The organism is Acetoanaerobium noterae, from assembly GCF_900168025.1.
Lineage (GTDB): Bacteria > Bacillota > Clostridia > Peptostreptococcales > Filifactoraceae > Acetoanaerobium > Acetoanaerobium noterae.
In genome coordinates this window covers 113,821-129,826 of the sequence record NZ_FUYN01000004.1, presented here as the reverse complement: position 1 = coordinate 129,826, position 16,006 = coordinate 113,821, and the positions used below count along the sequence as shown (strand labels likewise).

The following is a 16,006-nucleotide window of genomic DNA, read 5'->3' as shown; positions in this document are numbered from 1 at the left end:
ATTTTATAGGAATATTGACAAATATAATTTATAATAGATAAGTAAGCATATATTAACATTAATAGTGTAATAATAGTCACTGAAATATAAAAATGTAAATCCTAGGAGGAAAAACTATGACTATAAGTAAATTTTTAAATGATAAATTTAATCTAGATGTTATCTGTGATGAAGAGGGAGTATATAGCTATATTATACATACTATTGATAATAAAGTTAAGCTTGATAAAGTTTCTTCAAACATAAGCTTCTCAAAGTCAGTTTTACTTGAGTGTGACGATGATAATTTTATATCATTAAAATATTTTGATGATGAAGAATACCAAATTTTCTCACTAGATGGAACCAAGATAAGCGAGATGGAGTATTTAGATGATGAGTATGAAGATGTAAATGGAGATGTAAATATTGAAAAATCTTTGATATTTTATTCTAAAACATGGGATAGAAGATATCTGAGAATTGATTTGCAGGAAAAGCTTAGCATATCCTTTGAGGTTGATTATGATAAGTACGATACGGATGAGGATGGGGTAATAGTATGGGAGTAATCTCCCATACTATTTTTTATATTTTTCTCTTTCGATTATATATAAATCATTGCCACTGGAATCTAATACTACTATAGCTGGAAAATTTTCAACAGTCAGTTTATGAACTGCTTCAGGTCCTAGCTCTTCATATGCTATTACTTCACTTGATTTGATGGTGCTAGAAATAAGTGCACCAGCGCCTCCGATTGCAGCGAAATAAACTGCATGATTTTTTTTGATTGATTCAACTACACTTTTATTTCTGCTTCCTTTTCCTATCATGCCTTTTAAGCCCAAATCAAGCAGAGTAGGAGTGTAAGCATCCATGCGATATGAGGTAGTTGGACCAGCTGAACCAATTACATCTCCTGGTTTTTTAGGAGAGGGACCGACATAATATATTATGGCATTTTTTATATCAAAGGGAAGACTTTCACCAGAGTTAATGGAGTCAACTAGTTTTTTATGGGCTGCATCTCTTGCAGTATATATAGTTCCTGAAATTAAGACTTCATCTCCTGATTTTAAATTTGATATAATTTCGTCAGTTAGTGGTGTAGTAATATGTATTTTATTAGTCATTTTCTTCTCCTATAATTCAATTTCAATATGTCTTGCTGCATGACAGTTAATATTTACAGCAACAGGAAGGCCAGCAATATGAGTTGGGTATGTGAGGATTTTTACAGCAAGTGCAGTAGTATTTCCACCTAGCCCTTGAGGCCCTATTCCTAAGTTGTTTATCTTCTTAAGCAATCTAGTTTCCATCTCTCTATAATATTCATTTGGATTAGTTTTATCTATATCTAAGGTTAAAGCTTTTTTTGCTAAAATTGCTGCTTTTTCTAAAGTTCCACCAATTCCAACACCTACGATTATAGGAGGACATGGATTAGAGCCTGCTAATGATACTGTTTCAACTATAAAATCTTCTACTCCATTTATACCATCAGAAGGAACCAGCATCTTGGTTTTAGACATATTCTCGCTCCCAAAGCCTTTAGGCGCAAGAGTTATTTTTACTTTATCACCTGGAGCTATATCGTAGTGGATTATAGCTGGAGTATTATCATTGGTATTAACTCTATTTAATGGATCTTTTACAACTGATTTTCTAAGATATCCCTTTGAATATCCCATTCTTACTCCATTATTTATTGCTTCTGTTAAATTTCCTCCAACAAAATGTACCTCTTGTCCTATGGTAATGAAAATAACTGCCATTCCAGTATCTTGGCACATAGGAACACTTTTTTCCTCTGCTAGCTTTGCATTTTCTAGTATGTCATTTATGATGCTTTTTCCTAGTGGAGAAGCTTCTACAAGTGATGATTTTACTAGAGCATCCTTTATATCTTTATTCAGATAATAGTTAGCATCTATACACATTTTCTCTATAGTAGTTTCGATAAGACTAACATTAATTTCTCTCACATTCATTACCTCGCATATGAATATTTTTTTATTGTGAATATAATAATATTTCTTAAAACCATTAGCAATCAAAATTACTCAAATGGTTGGAATTCTATTTGTTTTTAATAGAATTAAATGGTCCTAAAAAGAACATCTTAGAAATCATTTCAGCCATATTTTCAGCAGATTCATTCATTCCACTATCTATCCACTGCCTTATAACTCCAATATGAGCAGAAACAAGATAGGAAATAAAATAATTTTTTGAAACAAACGTATTTTGAGAGTCGAAATAATTATCCCAACCTTTTTCAGTCAATAAAATATTTAAAGCTTTCTTTATTTTATTCTGAAATCTCATATCAGATTTCGGGCCTAAAATTACTTTCATTATTATGTAATTTTCCTTTATATATGTAAAAACTTTATTGATAAAAGGCTTTATTTCATTAGAAAAATCTTCTCCTAAAAAATCAATGTCTTTTATGGATTTTATAAAATTTTCAGCATTGGTATTGATATCATCTAAAACTTCGTTTTCAAATTTTTCCAATAAATCATATTTATCCTGATAATGTAGATAAAATGTTCCTCTATTTATATTAGCTCTTTGTGTCAAATCTGTTATTGATACATGATCAAAGCCTTTTTCTTGTATCAATTCAGATAAAGCAGTTTTGATTAATTTCTTGGTTTTAATCACTCGTTCATCGTTATAAAAGCTACGCATATGAGACTCCTTGGCTGTAAAGAAAAAAATAATTGCAGCCTATTGTTATTTTATAAAAATATAGGGTATTTTTTCTTAATAGATTGATATAAACATTATAATGAAATTAAGCAATATAAAGCAACTAAAATGTTTTTAATTAATCAACACTTTGATGAGTTTTGTTTATTGATTTTAATTTTTTTTGGACTATAATCTTATCAGGATAAAGTTTAGATTTTATTATGATTACACCAAGGCTCCCAGTCATATGAGCAATCCTAGATTGTATTATTGAATGTGGAATCTTATCAAGGAGGCGAACGTAGCTTATTGCTGCGAACATTATGAATAAATTACTGCGTGTTGGCGTAGATATAGGATCCACTACCATTAAGGTAGTTGTTTTAAATTACAAAGAAGAAATTCTGTTCAGCAGATATGAAAGACATTATGCTGATATAAAAAATAAATTAATCAGCGTACTAAACGATGCCTACGTTATATTACAGGATACTGATTTATCAGTAGTAGTATCTGGTTCAGGGGGAATTAGCTTTGCTAATTACCTAGGTGTTGATTTTGTGCAGGAAGTAATAGCATCTACAAAAGCTATTAAGAGGTATCATCCTCATACAGATGTAGCTATTGAACTAGGTGGAGAAGATGCTAAAATTACATATTTATCAGGTGGATTAGAACAAAAAATGAACGGAACTTGTGCTGGCGGGACAGGGTCATTTATAGATCAGATGGCATCACTACTTAAAGTAGATGCTTGTGGTCTTAATGAGCTTGCTTGTAATCACAATAGAATATATCCTATAGCAGCACGTTGTGGAGTTTTTGCCAAAACAGATGTACAGCCATTACTTAATGAAGGGGCGAAAAAAGAAGATATCGCTGCTTCAATTTTTCAAGCTGTTGTAATTCAAACGATAGGTGGACTTTCATGTGGAAGACCAATTAGAGGAAATGTAGCATTTTTAGGAGGACCTCTTTACTTTTTGTCACATTTAAGAAATAGATTTATAAATACTCTTAACCTTGAGCCACATCAGGTTATTTTTCCTGAGAATTCTCAGCTCTATGTAGCACTAGGCGCTGCACTATGTGCCGATGAAAGCAGAGCCTATAAATTAAATACCTTACTAGAAAATATTAAAAACATGCAAGATTGTACTTTGGATGAATCTAGTAGGTTGCCAAGGTTATTCAAGTCCGATAGTGAATTTAATGATTTTAAATTAAGACATGATAAAAATAGAATAAAAACTAGAGAACTTAAATCATATGAAGGAAACTGTTATTTAGGAATTGATGCTGGTTCTACTACTACAAAAGTTGCGCTCATCAGTGATAAAGGAGAACTTTTATATTCTAGATATGGAAGCAACAAAGGGAACCCACTTATGTCTACAGTAGAGTTTTTAGAAGATTTATACTCTGAGCTTCCAGATTCAGCTACTATAGCTTCAACTGCAGTAACAGGATATGGTGAAGGGCTCATAAAAACAGCATTAGGAATTGACATAGGAGAAATAGAAACTATAGCACATTACAAGGCAGCAGAATTTTTTTGCCCAGGCGTTAACTTTATTTTAGATATCGGTGGGCAAGACATGAAATGTCTGAAGATAAAGGATTCTAGCATTGATTCTATTTTATTGAATGAAGCCTGCTCCTCTGGATGTGGTTCATTTTTAGACACTTTTGCCCAGTCACTTGGGATGAGTATTACAGATTTTGTGGATGTTTCTATAAAATCAACAAACCCTGTTGATTTAGGTTCAAGATGTACAGTTTTTATGAATTCAAGAGTAAAGCAAGCTCAAAAAGAAGGGGCTACAGTTGGAGATATTGCTTCAGGGCTGTGTTACTCTGTTATAAAAAATGCACTATATAAAGTAATAAAATTAAAGACTCCTGAGGAACTAGGAGCTAAGGTAGTAGTTCAGGGTGGAACTTTTTATAATGATGCTGTGCTTAGAAGCTTTGAGCTTTTATCAGAAAGAGAAGTAATAAGACCAGACATATCTGGGATTATGGGCGCTTTTGGCTGCGCAATTATAGCTAAAGAAAAATATACTTTTGGACAAAGCAAAATCCTAAAAAAAGAAGAGCTTAGAAACTTCAGTGTTGATAATAAAAGCACAAGGTGCAGAAGCTGTTCGAATAGCTGTTTATTAACAATAAGTCAGTTCAATAATGATAAATATTTTGTATCCGGTAATAGATGTGAAAAGGGAAATAGATTTTCCGAGAACCAAAAAGTATTGCCTAACCTATATGATTATAAATACAAGAAGATATTCTCATATAAACCACTTACATCAGCTCCTAGAGGAATGGTAGGACTACCAAGAGTTCTAAATATGTATGAGCACTATCCATTCTGGTTTACTTTTTTTACTGAGCTAGGATATAAAGTTGAATTATCAGATCCTTCTTCAAATGAAATATTTGAAAAAGGAATGGAAACTATACCTTCAGAATCTGTGTGCTATCCAGCAAAGCTAGTGCATGGGCATATAAAGAATCTGATTGAAAAAGGGGTCAAGTTTATATTTTACCCTAGTATACCTCATGAAAAAAAGGAATATGAAAATGCAAATAATAGCTTTAACTGTCCTATAGTTGTTTCATATCCTGAGGTAATAAGCAAAAACTTAGATGATTTAAAAGAAAATGATGTAAGATTTATGAATCCATTTATTCCTTTTGACTCTGATAGAAAGCTAGAAAAAAGACTTATAGTTGAATTATCATCTATAGGGCTATCGGCTGATGAAGTCTCTAGAGCTGCAAAGCTAGGGATGGTCGAGCTTAATAATTTTAAAGCTGAAATTAGAAAAGTAGCTGAAGACACGCTTGACTTTATTGAAGCGCAGAATATTAAAGCTGTAGTTTTAGCTGGAAGACCATATCATATTGATCCTCAAATTAATCATGGAATACCTGAGATGATTAATTCACTTGGAATGGCTGTATTGACAGAAGATAGCATAGCCCATCTTGCAGATACTAGTAGACCTCTTAGGGTTGTTGATCAGTGGGCTTATCATTCGAGACTATATGCTGCAGCAGAGTATGTATCTAGAAAAGAAAATTTGGAATTAGTTCAGCTCAATTCCTTTGGATGTGGAATAGATGCTGTTACTACTGACCAAGTACAGGAAATATTAACTGCTCGAGGTAAGCTTTACACCTGTTTAAAAATAGATGAGGGAAATAATCTTGGAGCAGCAAGAATAAGGATGCGTTCTCTTAAGGCATCCATCGAAGAAAGAGAGAATAAAGGAATAAAAATAAGTGATGCGAAATTATCTTATCCACGAATTGAATTTACAAAGGATATGAAGAAAAAACATACTATTTTGGTGCCGCAGATGTCGCCTATGCATTTTGAACTGTTAGAAGAAGCTTTTAAGTATTCAGGATATAATTTAGTTATACTTCCTTATGAGTCGAAAAATATTGTGGAAGTTGGTCTAAAATATGTTAATAACGATGCTTGCTATCCTGCAATAATTGCGATTGGACAATTAATTGAAGCGCTTATATCAGGGAAATATGATTTAGATAATACATCTGTAATGATATCTCAGACTGGTGGAGGATGCAGGGCAACAAATTATATTGGATTTTTAAGAAAAGCTCTGAAAGATGCTGGATTTGAAAAAATTCCTGTAATTTCATTAAATGCAAGTGGTTTAGAAACAAATTCTGGTTTTAAGTTGACGTATTCGCTTTTAAATAGAGCACTTATGGCTATTGTATATGGAGATTTATTTATGAATGTGCTCTATAGAACAAGACCATATGAGCTTAATGAGGGCTCGGCAAATGCTCTTCACAAAAAATGGTCAGATATATGTAAACGTAAGCTAAAGCGTGCTAGTAAAACAGATTTTAGAAGAACGGTCTATGCTATAGTAAGAGATTTTGATAAACTTCCTCTAACGGATATTAAAAAACCTAAGGTTGGTTTAGTGGGAGAAATATTAGTAAAATATCATCCATTAGCGAATAACAATGTTGTGGATTTAGTTGAAAGAGAAGGAGCAGAGGCGGTTATGCCTGCACTCATGGACTTTGTATCCTACTGTGCCTTCAATAGAGATTTCAATTATAACTACTTATGCGGGAGCCTTAAATCTAAGCTACTTGGAGATGCTTTAATATTGTTTATTGAAACCTATACTGATGTTTACACGCAAGCATTAAAATCGAGTAAAAGATTTTATCATCCAAAAACAATAAAGGAAATAGCCTCAGGAGCTAGGCAAGTTATGTCACTAGGGCATCAGACAGGCGAGGGCTGGTTCTTAACTGGAGAGATGATAGAGCTGATTGAAGAAGGTGTAGAAAATATAATTTGTATGCAACCATTTGCGTGCCTTCCTAATCATGTTACTGGCAAAGGAATGATGAAGGAGCTTAAAAGAATTTATCCTGAGGCAAACATTGTTGCTGTCGACTATGACCCAGGAGCAAGCGAGGTTAATCAGTTAAATAGAATTAAGCTTATGCTTTCATCAGCATTTGATAATATGTTAAATCCAAAGCACACAAATATAAATGAAGGTCAAATCAATACAAGAAGACCAGCTAAAAAATTTGTGAGATTTAAAATTTAGTGGATATAAATCAATTTGAGGGATATATATAAAATAAATTGATTTATCAAAGGAGATGGTGTTTATGAAACCACTTATTGGACTTACCACAAATTTTATCATTTCCAATGAAGGCCCTACAAAGGGTCAAGAAAGATACTTCCTAGTCAGTGAAAATGTTAAAAGCATTGAAAAGTCAGGAGGAAGTACTATTTTGTTTCCTCACACTCACGACACGGAAACATTTGAAAGATATCTAGATTTAGTTGATGGGATTATTTTAACTGGAGGCATAGACATAAATCCTATGTTTTATGGAGAAGAGCCTCTTGAAAAGCTTGGATACTTTAATACAAAAAAAGATTTCTTTGATGTTGAGCTTACCAAAAAAGCAATTCAAAGAGGAATTCCAGTTCTTGGCATCGATAGAGGATTGCAAGTATTGAATGTTGCTCTTGGTGGTTCCTTGCATCAGGACATAAGCTATATAGAAGGTAATCATATAAAACATTTTCAAAGCTCAATCATGAGTGAGAAATCTCACTCAGTTGAGATACAGCAAGGCACTTATTTGTATGAAATATTTGCTCAGGATAGGATTTTTGTAAACAGCTTTCACCATCAAGCAATTAAGGAGTTAGGTAAAGATTTGATTGTTTCAGCTCGAGCATCTGATGGAGTAATTGAAGCAATAGAATATGCAGGAACTTCTTTTGCTATGGGAATTCAATGGCAGCCAGAGTTTATGTATATTGAGTATGAGGAGCAAAAAAAGGTTTTTGAATTCTTTATCGAGAAATGTAAATAAAGGTCTATAAAAACTATTTAACTTCACAAATCAGTTTATTTATTATACTGGCTTGTGAAGTTTTTTAATTTCTTAAGAAATTTGTAAGAATTATAGTAAAAGAATATTAATAACTCTATGTTATTATTTACTTAAGATATCTTGTTATGGAGGCATATATGTATACATATAATATATTAATAGTTGAAGATGATAAACAAATAGCAGACGCCATTGAAATTTATATGAAAAATCAAAACTACGGTGTTTTTAAAGCCTATAATGGTCAGCTAGCTATTGAAATTTTTGAAAAAGAAGTAATTCATCTAATTATAATGGACGTTATGATGCCTGTAATGGATGGATTTACTGCGATAATGAAAATAAGGCAAAATAGCACAGTTCCTATAATTGTACTTTCAGCAAAATCTGAAGATATGGATAAGATAGCAGGTCTAAATATAGGGGCAGATGATTATGTAACAAAGCCATTTAATCCAATGGAGCTTATAGCAAGGGTAAATTCTAATTTAAGAAGATATGTAAATTTTTCTATAAAGAAAGAAAGCGACAAAAACTCCAAATTGATTTCGATAGGAGATATTGCTCTTGATGATGAGAGAAAAGAAATATCTGTTTTAGGAGCTCCAGTTAAAACAACTCCAATAGAATATAAGATTTTATACTTACTCATGTCTAATGCAGGAAAGGTATTTTCTATAGATGAAATATATGAAAAAGTATGGAATGAGCCAGCCTACAATCCTGATACTGTAGCTGTTCACATTCGAAGGATTAGAGAAAAGCTGGAGATTAATCCTAAAGAACCAAAATATTTAAAGGTGGTGTGGGGAATTGGATACAAGTTTGAATCAGAGTGAAGAATTAATAAAACAAAAGGCATCAGATTCTGGGATAAAACTAATATCAGTTATTATTTTGTTGGCGTTGATTTCTGTTGGTTTATACAATCCATTAAAGTCTATAATTTTTCCAGATAATCAATATATTAATACCTATCAATCAAGCGAAAGCTTTGTAAATTATATAGAAAATATGACATGGGATTTATTAGAAAAAAATTCTTCAAAAGATGAATTTGATTTTTATCAAAAGAATCAATATAAAGATGTTACCTATTATCTTCAAGTTAAAGATGAGCTAGCTACTCTTGTTACAAATACAAATTTATTACCAAATCAGATTCTAAGTAAGTCAAAGCAATCCTCTAGCTTTTATATCCATATTAAGCTAGATGAAAATCTGCAAGCTATATCTAAGGATTCATCAATGGACGAGACTTGGGAGGATAACATAGTTACAACCTTTGAGAGACTACTGGCTTCCAGAGAAGACATAAAAGGAAAAGAACTTGAGCTTTTATTAATGATTCCTAAAAATGTTTATTTGAAAAATGGCGCTTTAGAGGATAATATAAAGAACTTTTATTTGGAACGTTATATGATTTTAATTTTAGCAATAGGCTCAATAATTATGTTTTTAATCTTAGTTTGGGCTGGATTTACAAACACTTTAAGGCAACAAAATAATAGCTTTATTAAGGCTATGAACAAAATTCCAATGGAAGTTAAATGTTTGATATATATACTTTTTGGGGTTGGCTTTGCACTTACAATGGAGCTTTTATTCAACGATAATTTATCGAGGTACTATTCACCTAAACTCAAATTTGAAACCATAATTTCAGATGCAAATATTTTTTTCTACTTAATTGGAATACCAGTGACCATATTTTTATATACGGCTTTATATGTTTTAGTTTCTGATATAAAAAACGTATTTAATTCTGGAATATATGAGTCATGTATAAAAAAGAGCTTAATAGGAAAGTTTTTCTTAAAACTATTTAAAAAACTTAATAGTACTTTTAGTAAACTTATGAGTTTTGATATATCAAATACTAAAAATAGGAAGCTGATGCTTGTGCTTGGAATTAATCTTATAATAGTATGGATAATTGTTTTTTTTACATCGTTTGTTTTTCTCTATATTGTATTTGGAATGGGTGGGAGCTATTCATTGTTTGGCTCGGTTGTACTTGGTATGTGCATTGCAATAATTTATTCTTTATTTATTTTTAGTTATCTAAAAGACAGAATGTGCGAGCTAGAACAATTATATATGGTGACAGATGAGATTTCTCTTGGAAACTTTAATCAGCATATGGAGTTGAATCTTGGGATTTTTAATCCCATATTAGAAAAGCTAAATAGTATTAGTGAAGGATTTAAAATTGCAGTAGATGAAGAAATTAAAAGTCAAAATCTTAAAACAGAGCTTATTTCAAATGTTTCTCATGATTTAAAAACACCTCTTACATCTATAATTTCATATATTGATTTATTGAAAAAAGAGAATGATATGTCTGAAACCCAAAAGGAATATATAGAAATTTTAGAGCAGAAATCACAAAGGCTGACTTTGCTGATAGAAGATCTTTTTGAAGCAAGTAAAGCGGCAAGTGGAAATATAAGCTTTAATAAATCATCATTGGACTTAGTATCGCTATTAAGACAGACAATCGCTGAAAATGAAAATGAAATAAGTGCCAGTGGTTTATTATTTAAAATTCAGCTTCCTGATTCAGAACAAAAAATCATATGTAATTTAGATGGGAAAAGAACCTATAGAATCTTTGATAATTTAATAAGCAATATTCTCAAATATTCTTTGCCAAGCTCTAGAGTGTATATTGATGTGAGCTTAAATATGAATAAGGCTTTAATTGTATTTAAAAATATATCTGCCTATGAGATGAATTTTAATCCAAATGATATTGCTGAAAGATTTGTTAGGGGAGATAAATCTAGAAATACAGATGGCTCAGGATTAGGATTATCAATTGCAAAGAGCTTTACAGAATTGCAAGGAGGAGATTTTAACATTTATATAGATGGGGATTTGTTCAAGGTAGTTATAAGCTTTGAAGTAATAAGTGAATACAAGCAATAAGACTAATAGCTATATAGTAATGCAATATAAAATTTAGAGTTATTGATTTATAAAAAGGTGGTTAGAATTTAATTAAAATTCAACCACCTTTTATTTTGATTAGATTAAGAAGTTTTCTGGTTGCTTTGCCTTCCTTAGAATCTTATAATACCTCATTAGCAATTTTTGATTGTATTAAAATGGAGATTCTACAATTAATTTAAGCACTAGCTTTATGAGTGTTTTTATCTTTCTTACCAAAGAATAATTTGAAAGTTGTTACAATCAATACAATTGCTAATATGAATAAAACAGCTGCTATAGCAGCGATTACTAAATTTCCTCCAAGAAGGTTATTTTTAGCAACTAATGCTAAAGCTGATAAGGTTACTGCAAACATGAATATCATAGGTAGAACAGTCATTTTATTATCCTTACCTGATTTTGCTAGCCATGCTGAGACAGCAAGTAGCGATAGCCCTGCTAATAACTGATTTGCTGATCCAAATATAGGCCAAATTTTTTGGTATCCAAAAGATAAAAGCAAAGCAGATAATCCAACTGTTACAGCAGTAGAAACATACATGTTACTTAAAACAGTTGTGCTTCCATCTTCCTTTGTAGTCATTTCTTGGAACATGTATCTACCTATTCTAGTTGCAGTATCAAGACTGGTAAGAGCAAATGCTGAGAAAGCTAATATGACAAACACTGAACCTAATGAAGTAGGAATTCCAAATTTGCTCATAAATTCAGCTACTCCACTTGCAAAAATTTGAGCAGGAGTTCCAGTAGCATCTTTAACATAGCCTACAGCGATAAGTGCTATTATAGCGACGATTCCTTCGATTAGCATAGCACCATATCCAATTAGCTTCGTATCTGATTCACTGTTAAGCTGTTTTGAGCTTGTGCCTGATGCAACCAAAGAGTGAAAGCCTGAAACAGCTCCGCAAGCAACTATAACAAACAGCATAGGGAAAAGGTATTGAGTTTGAGCACCCTGCCCAACAGAAAAACTTGTAACAGCTGGTATTACCATAGTAGGTCTAACTATAAGTATACCTATCACTGATCCAGCTAGCATAGCATATAGTAGGAATGAACAAAGGTAATCTCTTGGCTGAAGGAGTAGCCAAACAGGCATAGTAGATGCTAGGAATATGTAAACTAGAAGTATGATATCCCAAGTTAATTTTGAAAGTTTTAGAACTGGGAATTGATAACCTAGATAAATACATCCAAATAATAATACGACTCCAATTACTGTAGATAAAAGTAAGCTTGCACCTTTTCTATACACAAAGTATCCAAAGCTCATTGCTAAAATTATGAATAAAATAGAAGCTGTACCAGCTCTAGCACCAGTTAGATTCTCTGGAGCAGCAGGATCGAAAGCAAAGGTGCCAGCACAAATATCAGTAAATGCAGCAACTACAAGAATAAGAGTCAAGTAGGCAAAGAAGTTAAAAAGTTTTTTTCCTGTTTCGCCTATATTTACTCTAATTATTTCTCCAATCGATTTTCCTTCATGTCTTACTGAAGCGAACAGTGCTCCCCAATCATGAACTCCTCCGACAAAGATACTACCAAGTAATATCCAAAGATATACAGGAAGCCATCCGAAAACTGCTGCCTGTATTGGTCCTGTTATTGGTCCAGCACCAGCAATTGAAGAAAAATGATGGCCAAGAAGCACTTTAGCACTAGCTGGACAATAGTCAATATCATCACGCAAGGTGTGGGCTGGAGTTTTTATTTTTGAATCTACTCCCCATTTTTTTGCTAAAAAGCCTCCATAAATGCTGTATGCTCCTAAAAAAAGAATAATTCCTATGAATAAAAGTATTAATGAATTCATTTTATACCTCCCCGAGCTATATTTTATAATTTAGTTTTGTTAAATATATCTTCTATTAGTTTGTTAATAAGTATGAAGGTATATTTTTATGAAGTTAATTTGTAGGCTTCTTTAACCTTTTTGCCGTGCTTATTTGAAATGACTTCTTGAGTTTCGAGATTTACACAAATTAAGCGAATATCACACCAGCCTTTAAGATAAAAAGAGTATACCTTGCTAAACTTAAAATTATTAATGAAGTATATAGTTTCTGGGTCTACATTATTTGTAAGAATTACACCTGTAATATATGTACTCATATGATCCTGGCTTGGATTGACAGTTTCATTAACAATATTCTTTAAGAATTCTGTATACATAGTAGCCTTAGCTAAATCCAATTCAGGAATATATTTTATATAACAATTTTCGTAGTTTTCATACCTATCGATGATATCATTTTGAGTTACGAATGTTCTTCCACTTACTTGGGAAAATTTTGCCTGAAAATCTACTTTTTCTCCTAGTATTTCAACGTCTGTATTAATGTGGAAATGTTTAGAAAATCTACTTTTTAGTATCTTTATATACTCTTCATATATCATGGATTCACCTCCTCGTATAATAATTTTCTAGTTAGGCCACTACTTCGAATTATAAACAAAATATTCTAAAAATTAATAATGCAAGCATGAAATGACAAAAAAAACACCTGAGTTACACTCAGATGCGCATTAAAGTTTTGAATTGGGATATATTTTGACGACTAACTGGTATTTCTTCATTAAGTCCTTTTAGCTTTAATACATAGGTGTTATTAAACCAAGGAATTATTTCAGATATTTTATCTAAATTCACAATATATGATCGATGCGTTTTAAAAAACTTATCATGAGGAAGTTTTAAATAAAAATCAGTTAAGCAGGTATGGAGTATATATTCGTCTGTTTTTGTATACACGTGGACTTCATGTTTGTTAGCCTTACAGAAATAAATTTGATTATAGTCAAGAACAATAAATTTTTCATTTTGCCATAGGGTTATAGTATTCTGTAAACAGCTAGAGGTTGAAGTTTGCTCTAGCTTTGAGAGGGTTTCTACTATTCTGTTTTGAGAATAAGGTTTAAGAATATAATCAAATGCGCAGACTTCAAAGGCTTCAACGGCATAGTCACTGTATGCACTGATAAATACTATTAGAGGTTTTATTTTGAGAGTTTTTATCACCCTAGAAAAACTCATTCCATCTAGTTTTGGCATATGTATATCTAAAAATATAACATCAACAGACTTCTCTTGTATGTATTCTAAGGCTTCAATACTGCTCTCAAATGTATTTTCTATTTTAATTGTACTAAAGTTTTTAATGAAATACTCTAATTCTTTGATAGCTGGAAACTCATCGTCTACAATGATGCAATTCACAATACAGCCTCCTTTTGCTTTAAAACAAAGCTAATTTTTGTACCAATTTTTAAATTTTCAATTTTAAGTCCATTACCATAAAGATGCTTAAGTCTATTATGTACATTGGCCATACCAATTTTATTTTGACTATGAGTTTCAGAGTACAAACTATCTATCACTTCGTCTGGAACTCCAAAACCGTCATCTTCAATAGTTACTAAAACTGAATCCTCATTTTGTTTTTTAATACTTATAACAACCTTACCTTTTCCATTTGATTCTAAAACACCATGCTTTATAGCATTTTCTACTATGGGCTGAATTATCAATGAAGGAATAGTAAGTTTAATATCATTGTCAATATCATATTCAATTTTTAGTTTATCTCCAAATCTTGCTTGCTCTATAGCGATATATGCTTTTACTTGGTCTATTTCTTTAGTAATATCGACGAAACCATTTGATTCCTCAATATTGTATCTTAAGAACACGGATAAGTTAACTATTAAGTCTCTAGCTTTATCAGGATTGATTCTTACAAAAGAAACTATTGTATTTAAGGAGTTAAATAAAAAGTGAGGATTAATCTGAGCTTGTAGAGCTTTAATTTCTGCTTTTGTAGCCAAGGCTTTAAGGTTTGTAACTTTGCTTAATTCCATTTGGGTTGACATGAGCTGAGATAATCCTAAAGCCAATTTTTCATGAGTATAGGATATACCTTTTTCTTTTGTTGAATATAGCTTTAAAGTTTTTGTTACCTCGTTGCCTTCGTATAGAGGAACTATGATACATGATTTTAAATTGCAGTCCAAATTCTTACACTTTATTTCTTCAGAAGTGTTCAAAATTAAATGCTTGCCTGTATCAAAAACGGTTCCTGTTGTTAGAGGGTTAATAGGATGTTTTTTGCTATGATAGTCACAATCTAAACCGCTATATGCAAGTACTCTATGCTTATCTGTTATAGATACAGCCGCTAAATCAGTTGAATCCTTAATAATAGAACAAATTTTTTGAAGAGATTCATCATTTATATCTCTAAAATAGGGCAGTGTTTTATTAGCTATTTCTAAAGAAAGCTGAGCCTGAATTGCTGAAGTCTGGTCTTTTTCATCAAAGATTTTCTGTATTAAGAGGATAACAATACATATCCCAATTGCATTAGCGAAACTAAGAGGAAGATAGATACTTTTCACTATATTAAAAGCCATGTATGTAGGCCTTGATATAAATAGAACTAGTAACATTTCTATACTTACAACAAATATTCCTCCAATTAGACCATAAACCCATTTTGAATATTTTTTATCTCGAGTATATATAAAAGCGGATACAAAACCAGCTATTACAGTGGTAAGTCCACAAGCAATAGAGGTTATACCTTGTATATCGTATAGTATCCTATGTATGCCTGTAATTATTCCAGAAACAATGCCAACAAATGGCCCACATAAAATCCCACCTGCCATGACACCAATTATTCTAGTGCTCGCTACAGCACCATTTACATTGGTACCAAGGTAGGTACCAGCTATACCAAAAAAAGAAAAAATTATCCCCAAAATAACTAAGTCAAATCGTGAGTACTCATCTTTTTGAATAAATCTTTTAAATGCAGGAAGATTAGAAATTATGAAAGTTATTATAAGTACAAAATTTAAGCTATGTATTAAATTTTTTGCAATTTCGAACATAGGTACCACCTTGATTTTTTATTTTCTAGTTCTATCAAACAATTATATA

General features: G+C 31.7%; 12 protein-coding genes. 5 read left to right on the top strand and 7 right to left on the bottom strand.

The window, feature by feature from the left end:
- Positions 1 to 116 precede the first annotated feature (116 nt).
- Positions 117 to 551, top strand: coding sequence for a hypothetical protein (locus B5X47_RS09125; RefSeq protein ID WP_079589827.1), 435 nt, complete (start codon positions 117 to 119; stop codon positions 549 to 551).
- A gap of 9 nt (positions 552 to 560) precedes the next feature.
- Here the strand turns inward: B5X47_RS09125 and B5X47_RS09120 are convergent, their stop codons facing one another.
- The 3 genes from B5X47_RS09120 to B5X47_RS09110 all read right to left on the bottom strand — a co-directional run bounded on the left by B5X47_RS09120 (position 561) and on the right by B5X47_RS09110 (position 2,679).
- Positions 561 to 1,115 (bottom strand): Fe-S-containing hydro-lyase, encoded by a 555-nt coding sequence (locus B5X47_RS09120; RefSeq protein ID WP_079589826.1) that lies wholly within the window; start codon positions 1,113 to 1,115, stop codon positions 561 to 563.
- 9 nt (positions 1,116 to 1,124) lie between these two features.
- On the bottom strand, positions 1,125 to 1,967 hold the full coding sequence (locus B5X47_RS09115; protein WP_079589825.1) for a fumarate hydratase: 843 nt from the start codon (positions 1,965 to 1,967) through the stop codon (positions 1,125 to 1,127).
- Between the two features lie 94 nt (positions 1,968 to 2,061).
- The gene (locus B5X47_RS09110) at positions 2,062 to 2,679 is read right to left on the bottom strand and encodes a TetR/AcrR family transcriptional regulator (protein WP_013361284.1); all 618 of its coding nucleotides are present in this window, start codon (positions 2,677 to 2,679) and stop codon (positions 2,062 to 2,064) included.
- Positions 2,680 to 3,005: 326 nt separating this feature from the next.
- On the opposite strand from B5X47_RS09110, the gene B5X47_RS09105 reads away from it, so the two are divergent.
- The 4 genes from B5X47_RS09105 (at position 3,006) to B5X47_RS09090 (ending at position 11,037) form a co-directional block, all read left to right on the top strand.
- Positions 3,006 to 7,298 (top strand): 2-hydroxyacyl-CoA dehydratase, encoded by a 4,293-nt coding sequence (locus B5X47_RS09105; protein WP_079589824.1) that lies wholly within the window; start codon positions 3,006 to 3,008, stop codon positions 7,296 to 7,298.
- 64 nt (positions 7,299 to 7,362) lie between these two features.
- Positions 7,363 to 8,085, top strand: a complete 723-nt coding sequence (locus tag B5X47_RS09100) for a gamma-glutamyl-gamma-aminobutyrate hydrolase family protein (protein ID WP_013361287.1) — start codon at positions 7,363 to 7,365, stop codon at positions 8,083 to 8,085.
- A 158-nt stretch (positions 8,086 to 8,243) separates the two neighbouring features.
- Complete coding sequence (locus tag B5X47_RS09095) at positions 8,244 to 8,945, top strand: response regulator transcription factor (protein WP_079589823.1); 702 nt, start codon at positions 8,244 to 8,246, stop codon at positions 8,943 to 8,945.
- Positions 8,920 to 11,037, top strand: a complete 2,118-nt coding sequence (locus tag B5X47_RS09090; protein WP_079589822.1) for a sensor histidine kinase — start codon at positions 8,920 to 8,922, stop codon at positions 11,035 to 11,037. Before B5X47_RS09095 ends, B5X47_RS09090 begins: the two co-directional genes overlap by 26 nt.
- 199 nt (positions 11,038 to 11,236) lie before the next feature.
- Here B5X47_RS09090 and B5X47_RS09085 read toward each other — a convergent pair whose 3' ends face one another.
- The 4 genes from B5X47_RS09085 to B5X47_RS09070 all read right to left on the bottom strand — a co-directional run bounded on the left by B5X47_RS09085 (position 11,237) and on the right by B5X47_RS09070 (position 15,957).
- Positions 11,237 to 12,877: a carbon starvation CstA family protein gene (locus tag B5X47_RS09085; RefSeq protein WP_079589821.1), complete on the bottom strand. Its 1,641-nt coding sequence runs from the start codon at positions 12,875 to 12,877 to the stop codon at positions 11,237 to 11,239.
- An 86-nt stretch (positions 12,878 to 12,963) separates the two neighbouring features.
- Positions 12,964 to 13,461: a DUF8052 family protein gene (locus tag B5X47_RS09080; protein WP_079589820.1), complete on the bottom strand. Its 498-nt coding sequence runs from the start codon at positions 13,459 to 13,461 to the stop codon at positions 12,964 to 12,966.
- Positions 13,462 to 13,579: 118 nt separating this feature from the next.
- Positions 13,580 to 14,281: a LytR/AlgR family response regulator transcription factor gene (locus B5X47_RS09075; protein ID WP_079589819.1), complete on the bottom strand. Its 702-nt coding sequence runs from the start codon at positions 14,279 to 14,281 to the stop codon at positions 13,580 to 13,582.
- Positions 14,278 to 15,957, bottom strand: a complete 1,680-nt coding sequence (locus B5X47_RS09070) for a LytS/YhcK type 5TM receptor domain-containing protein (RefSeq protein WP_079589818.1) — start codon at positions 15,955 to 15,957, stop codon at positions 14,278 to 14,280. Before B5X47_RS09070 ends, B5X47_RS09075 begins: the two co-directional genes overlap by 4 nt.
- Between the last annotated feature and the right edge of the window lie 49 nt (positions 15,958 to 16,006).

Excerpts from the sequence above, each read along its gene's own strand:
- B5X47_RS09125 (WP_079589827.1), top strand. The coding sequence starts at position 117 with ATGACTATAAGTAAATTTTTAAATGATAAATTTAATCTAGATGTTATC.
- B5X47_RS09120 (WP_079589826.1), bottom strand. The coding sequence starts at position 1,115 with ATGACTAATAAAATACATATTACTACACCACTAACTGACGAAATTATA.
- B5X47_RS09110 (WP_013361284.1), bottom strand. The coding sequence starts at position 2,679 with ATGCGTAGCTTTTATAACGATGAACGAGTGATTAAAACCAAGAAATTA.
- B5X47_RS09105 (WP_079589824.1), top strand. The coding sequence starts at position 3,006 with ATGAATAAATTACTGCGTGTTGGCGTAGATATAGGATCCACTACCATT.
- B5X47_RS09100 (WP_013361287.1), top strand. The coding sequence starts at position 7,363 with ATGAAACCACTTATTGGACTTACCACAAATTTTATCATTTCCAATGAA.
- B5X47_RS09095 (WP_079589823.1), top strand. The coding sequence starts at position 8,244 with ATGTATACATATAATATATTAATAGTTGAAGATGATAAACAAATAGCA.
- B5X47_RS09085 (WP_079589821.1), bottom strand. The coding sequence starts at position 12,877 with ATGAATTCATTAATACTTTTATTCATAGGAATTATTCTTTTTTTAGGA.
- B5X47_RS09080 (WP_079589820.1), bottom strand. The coding sequence starts at position 13,461 with ATGATATATGAAGAGTATATAAAGATACTAAAAAGTAGATTTTCTAAA.
- B5X47_RS09070 (WP_079589818.1), bottom strand. The coding sequence starts at position 15,957 with ATGTTCGAAATTGCAAAAAATTTAATACATAGCTTAAATTTTGTACTT.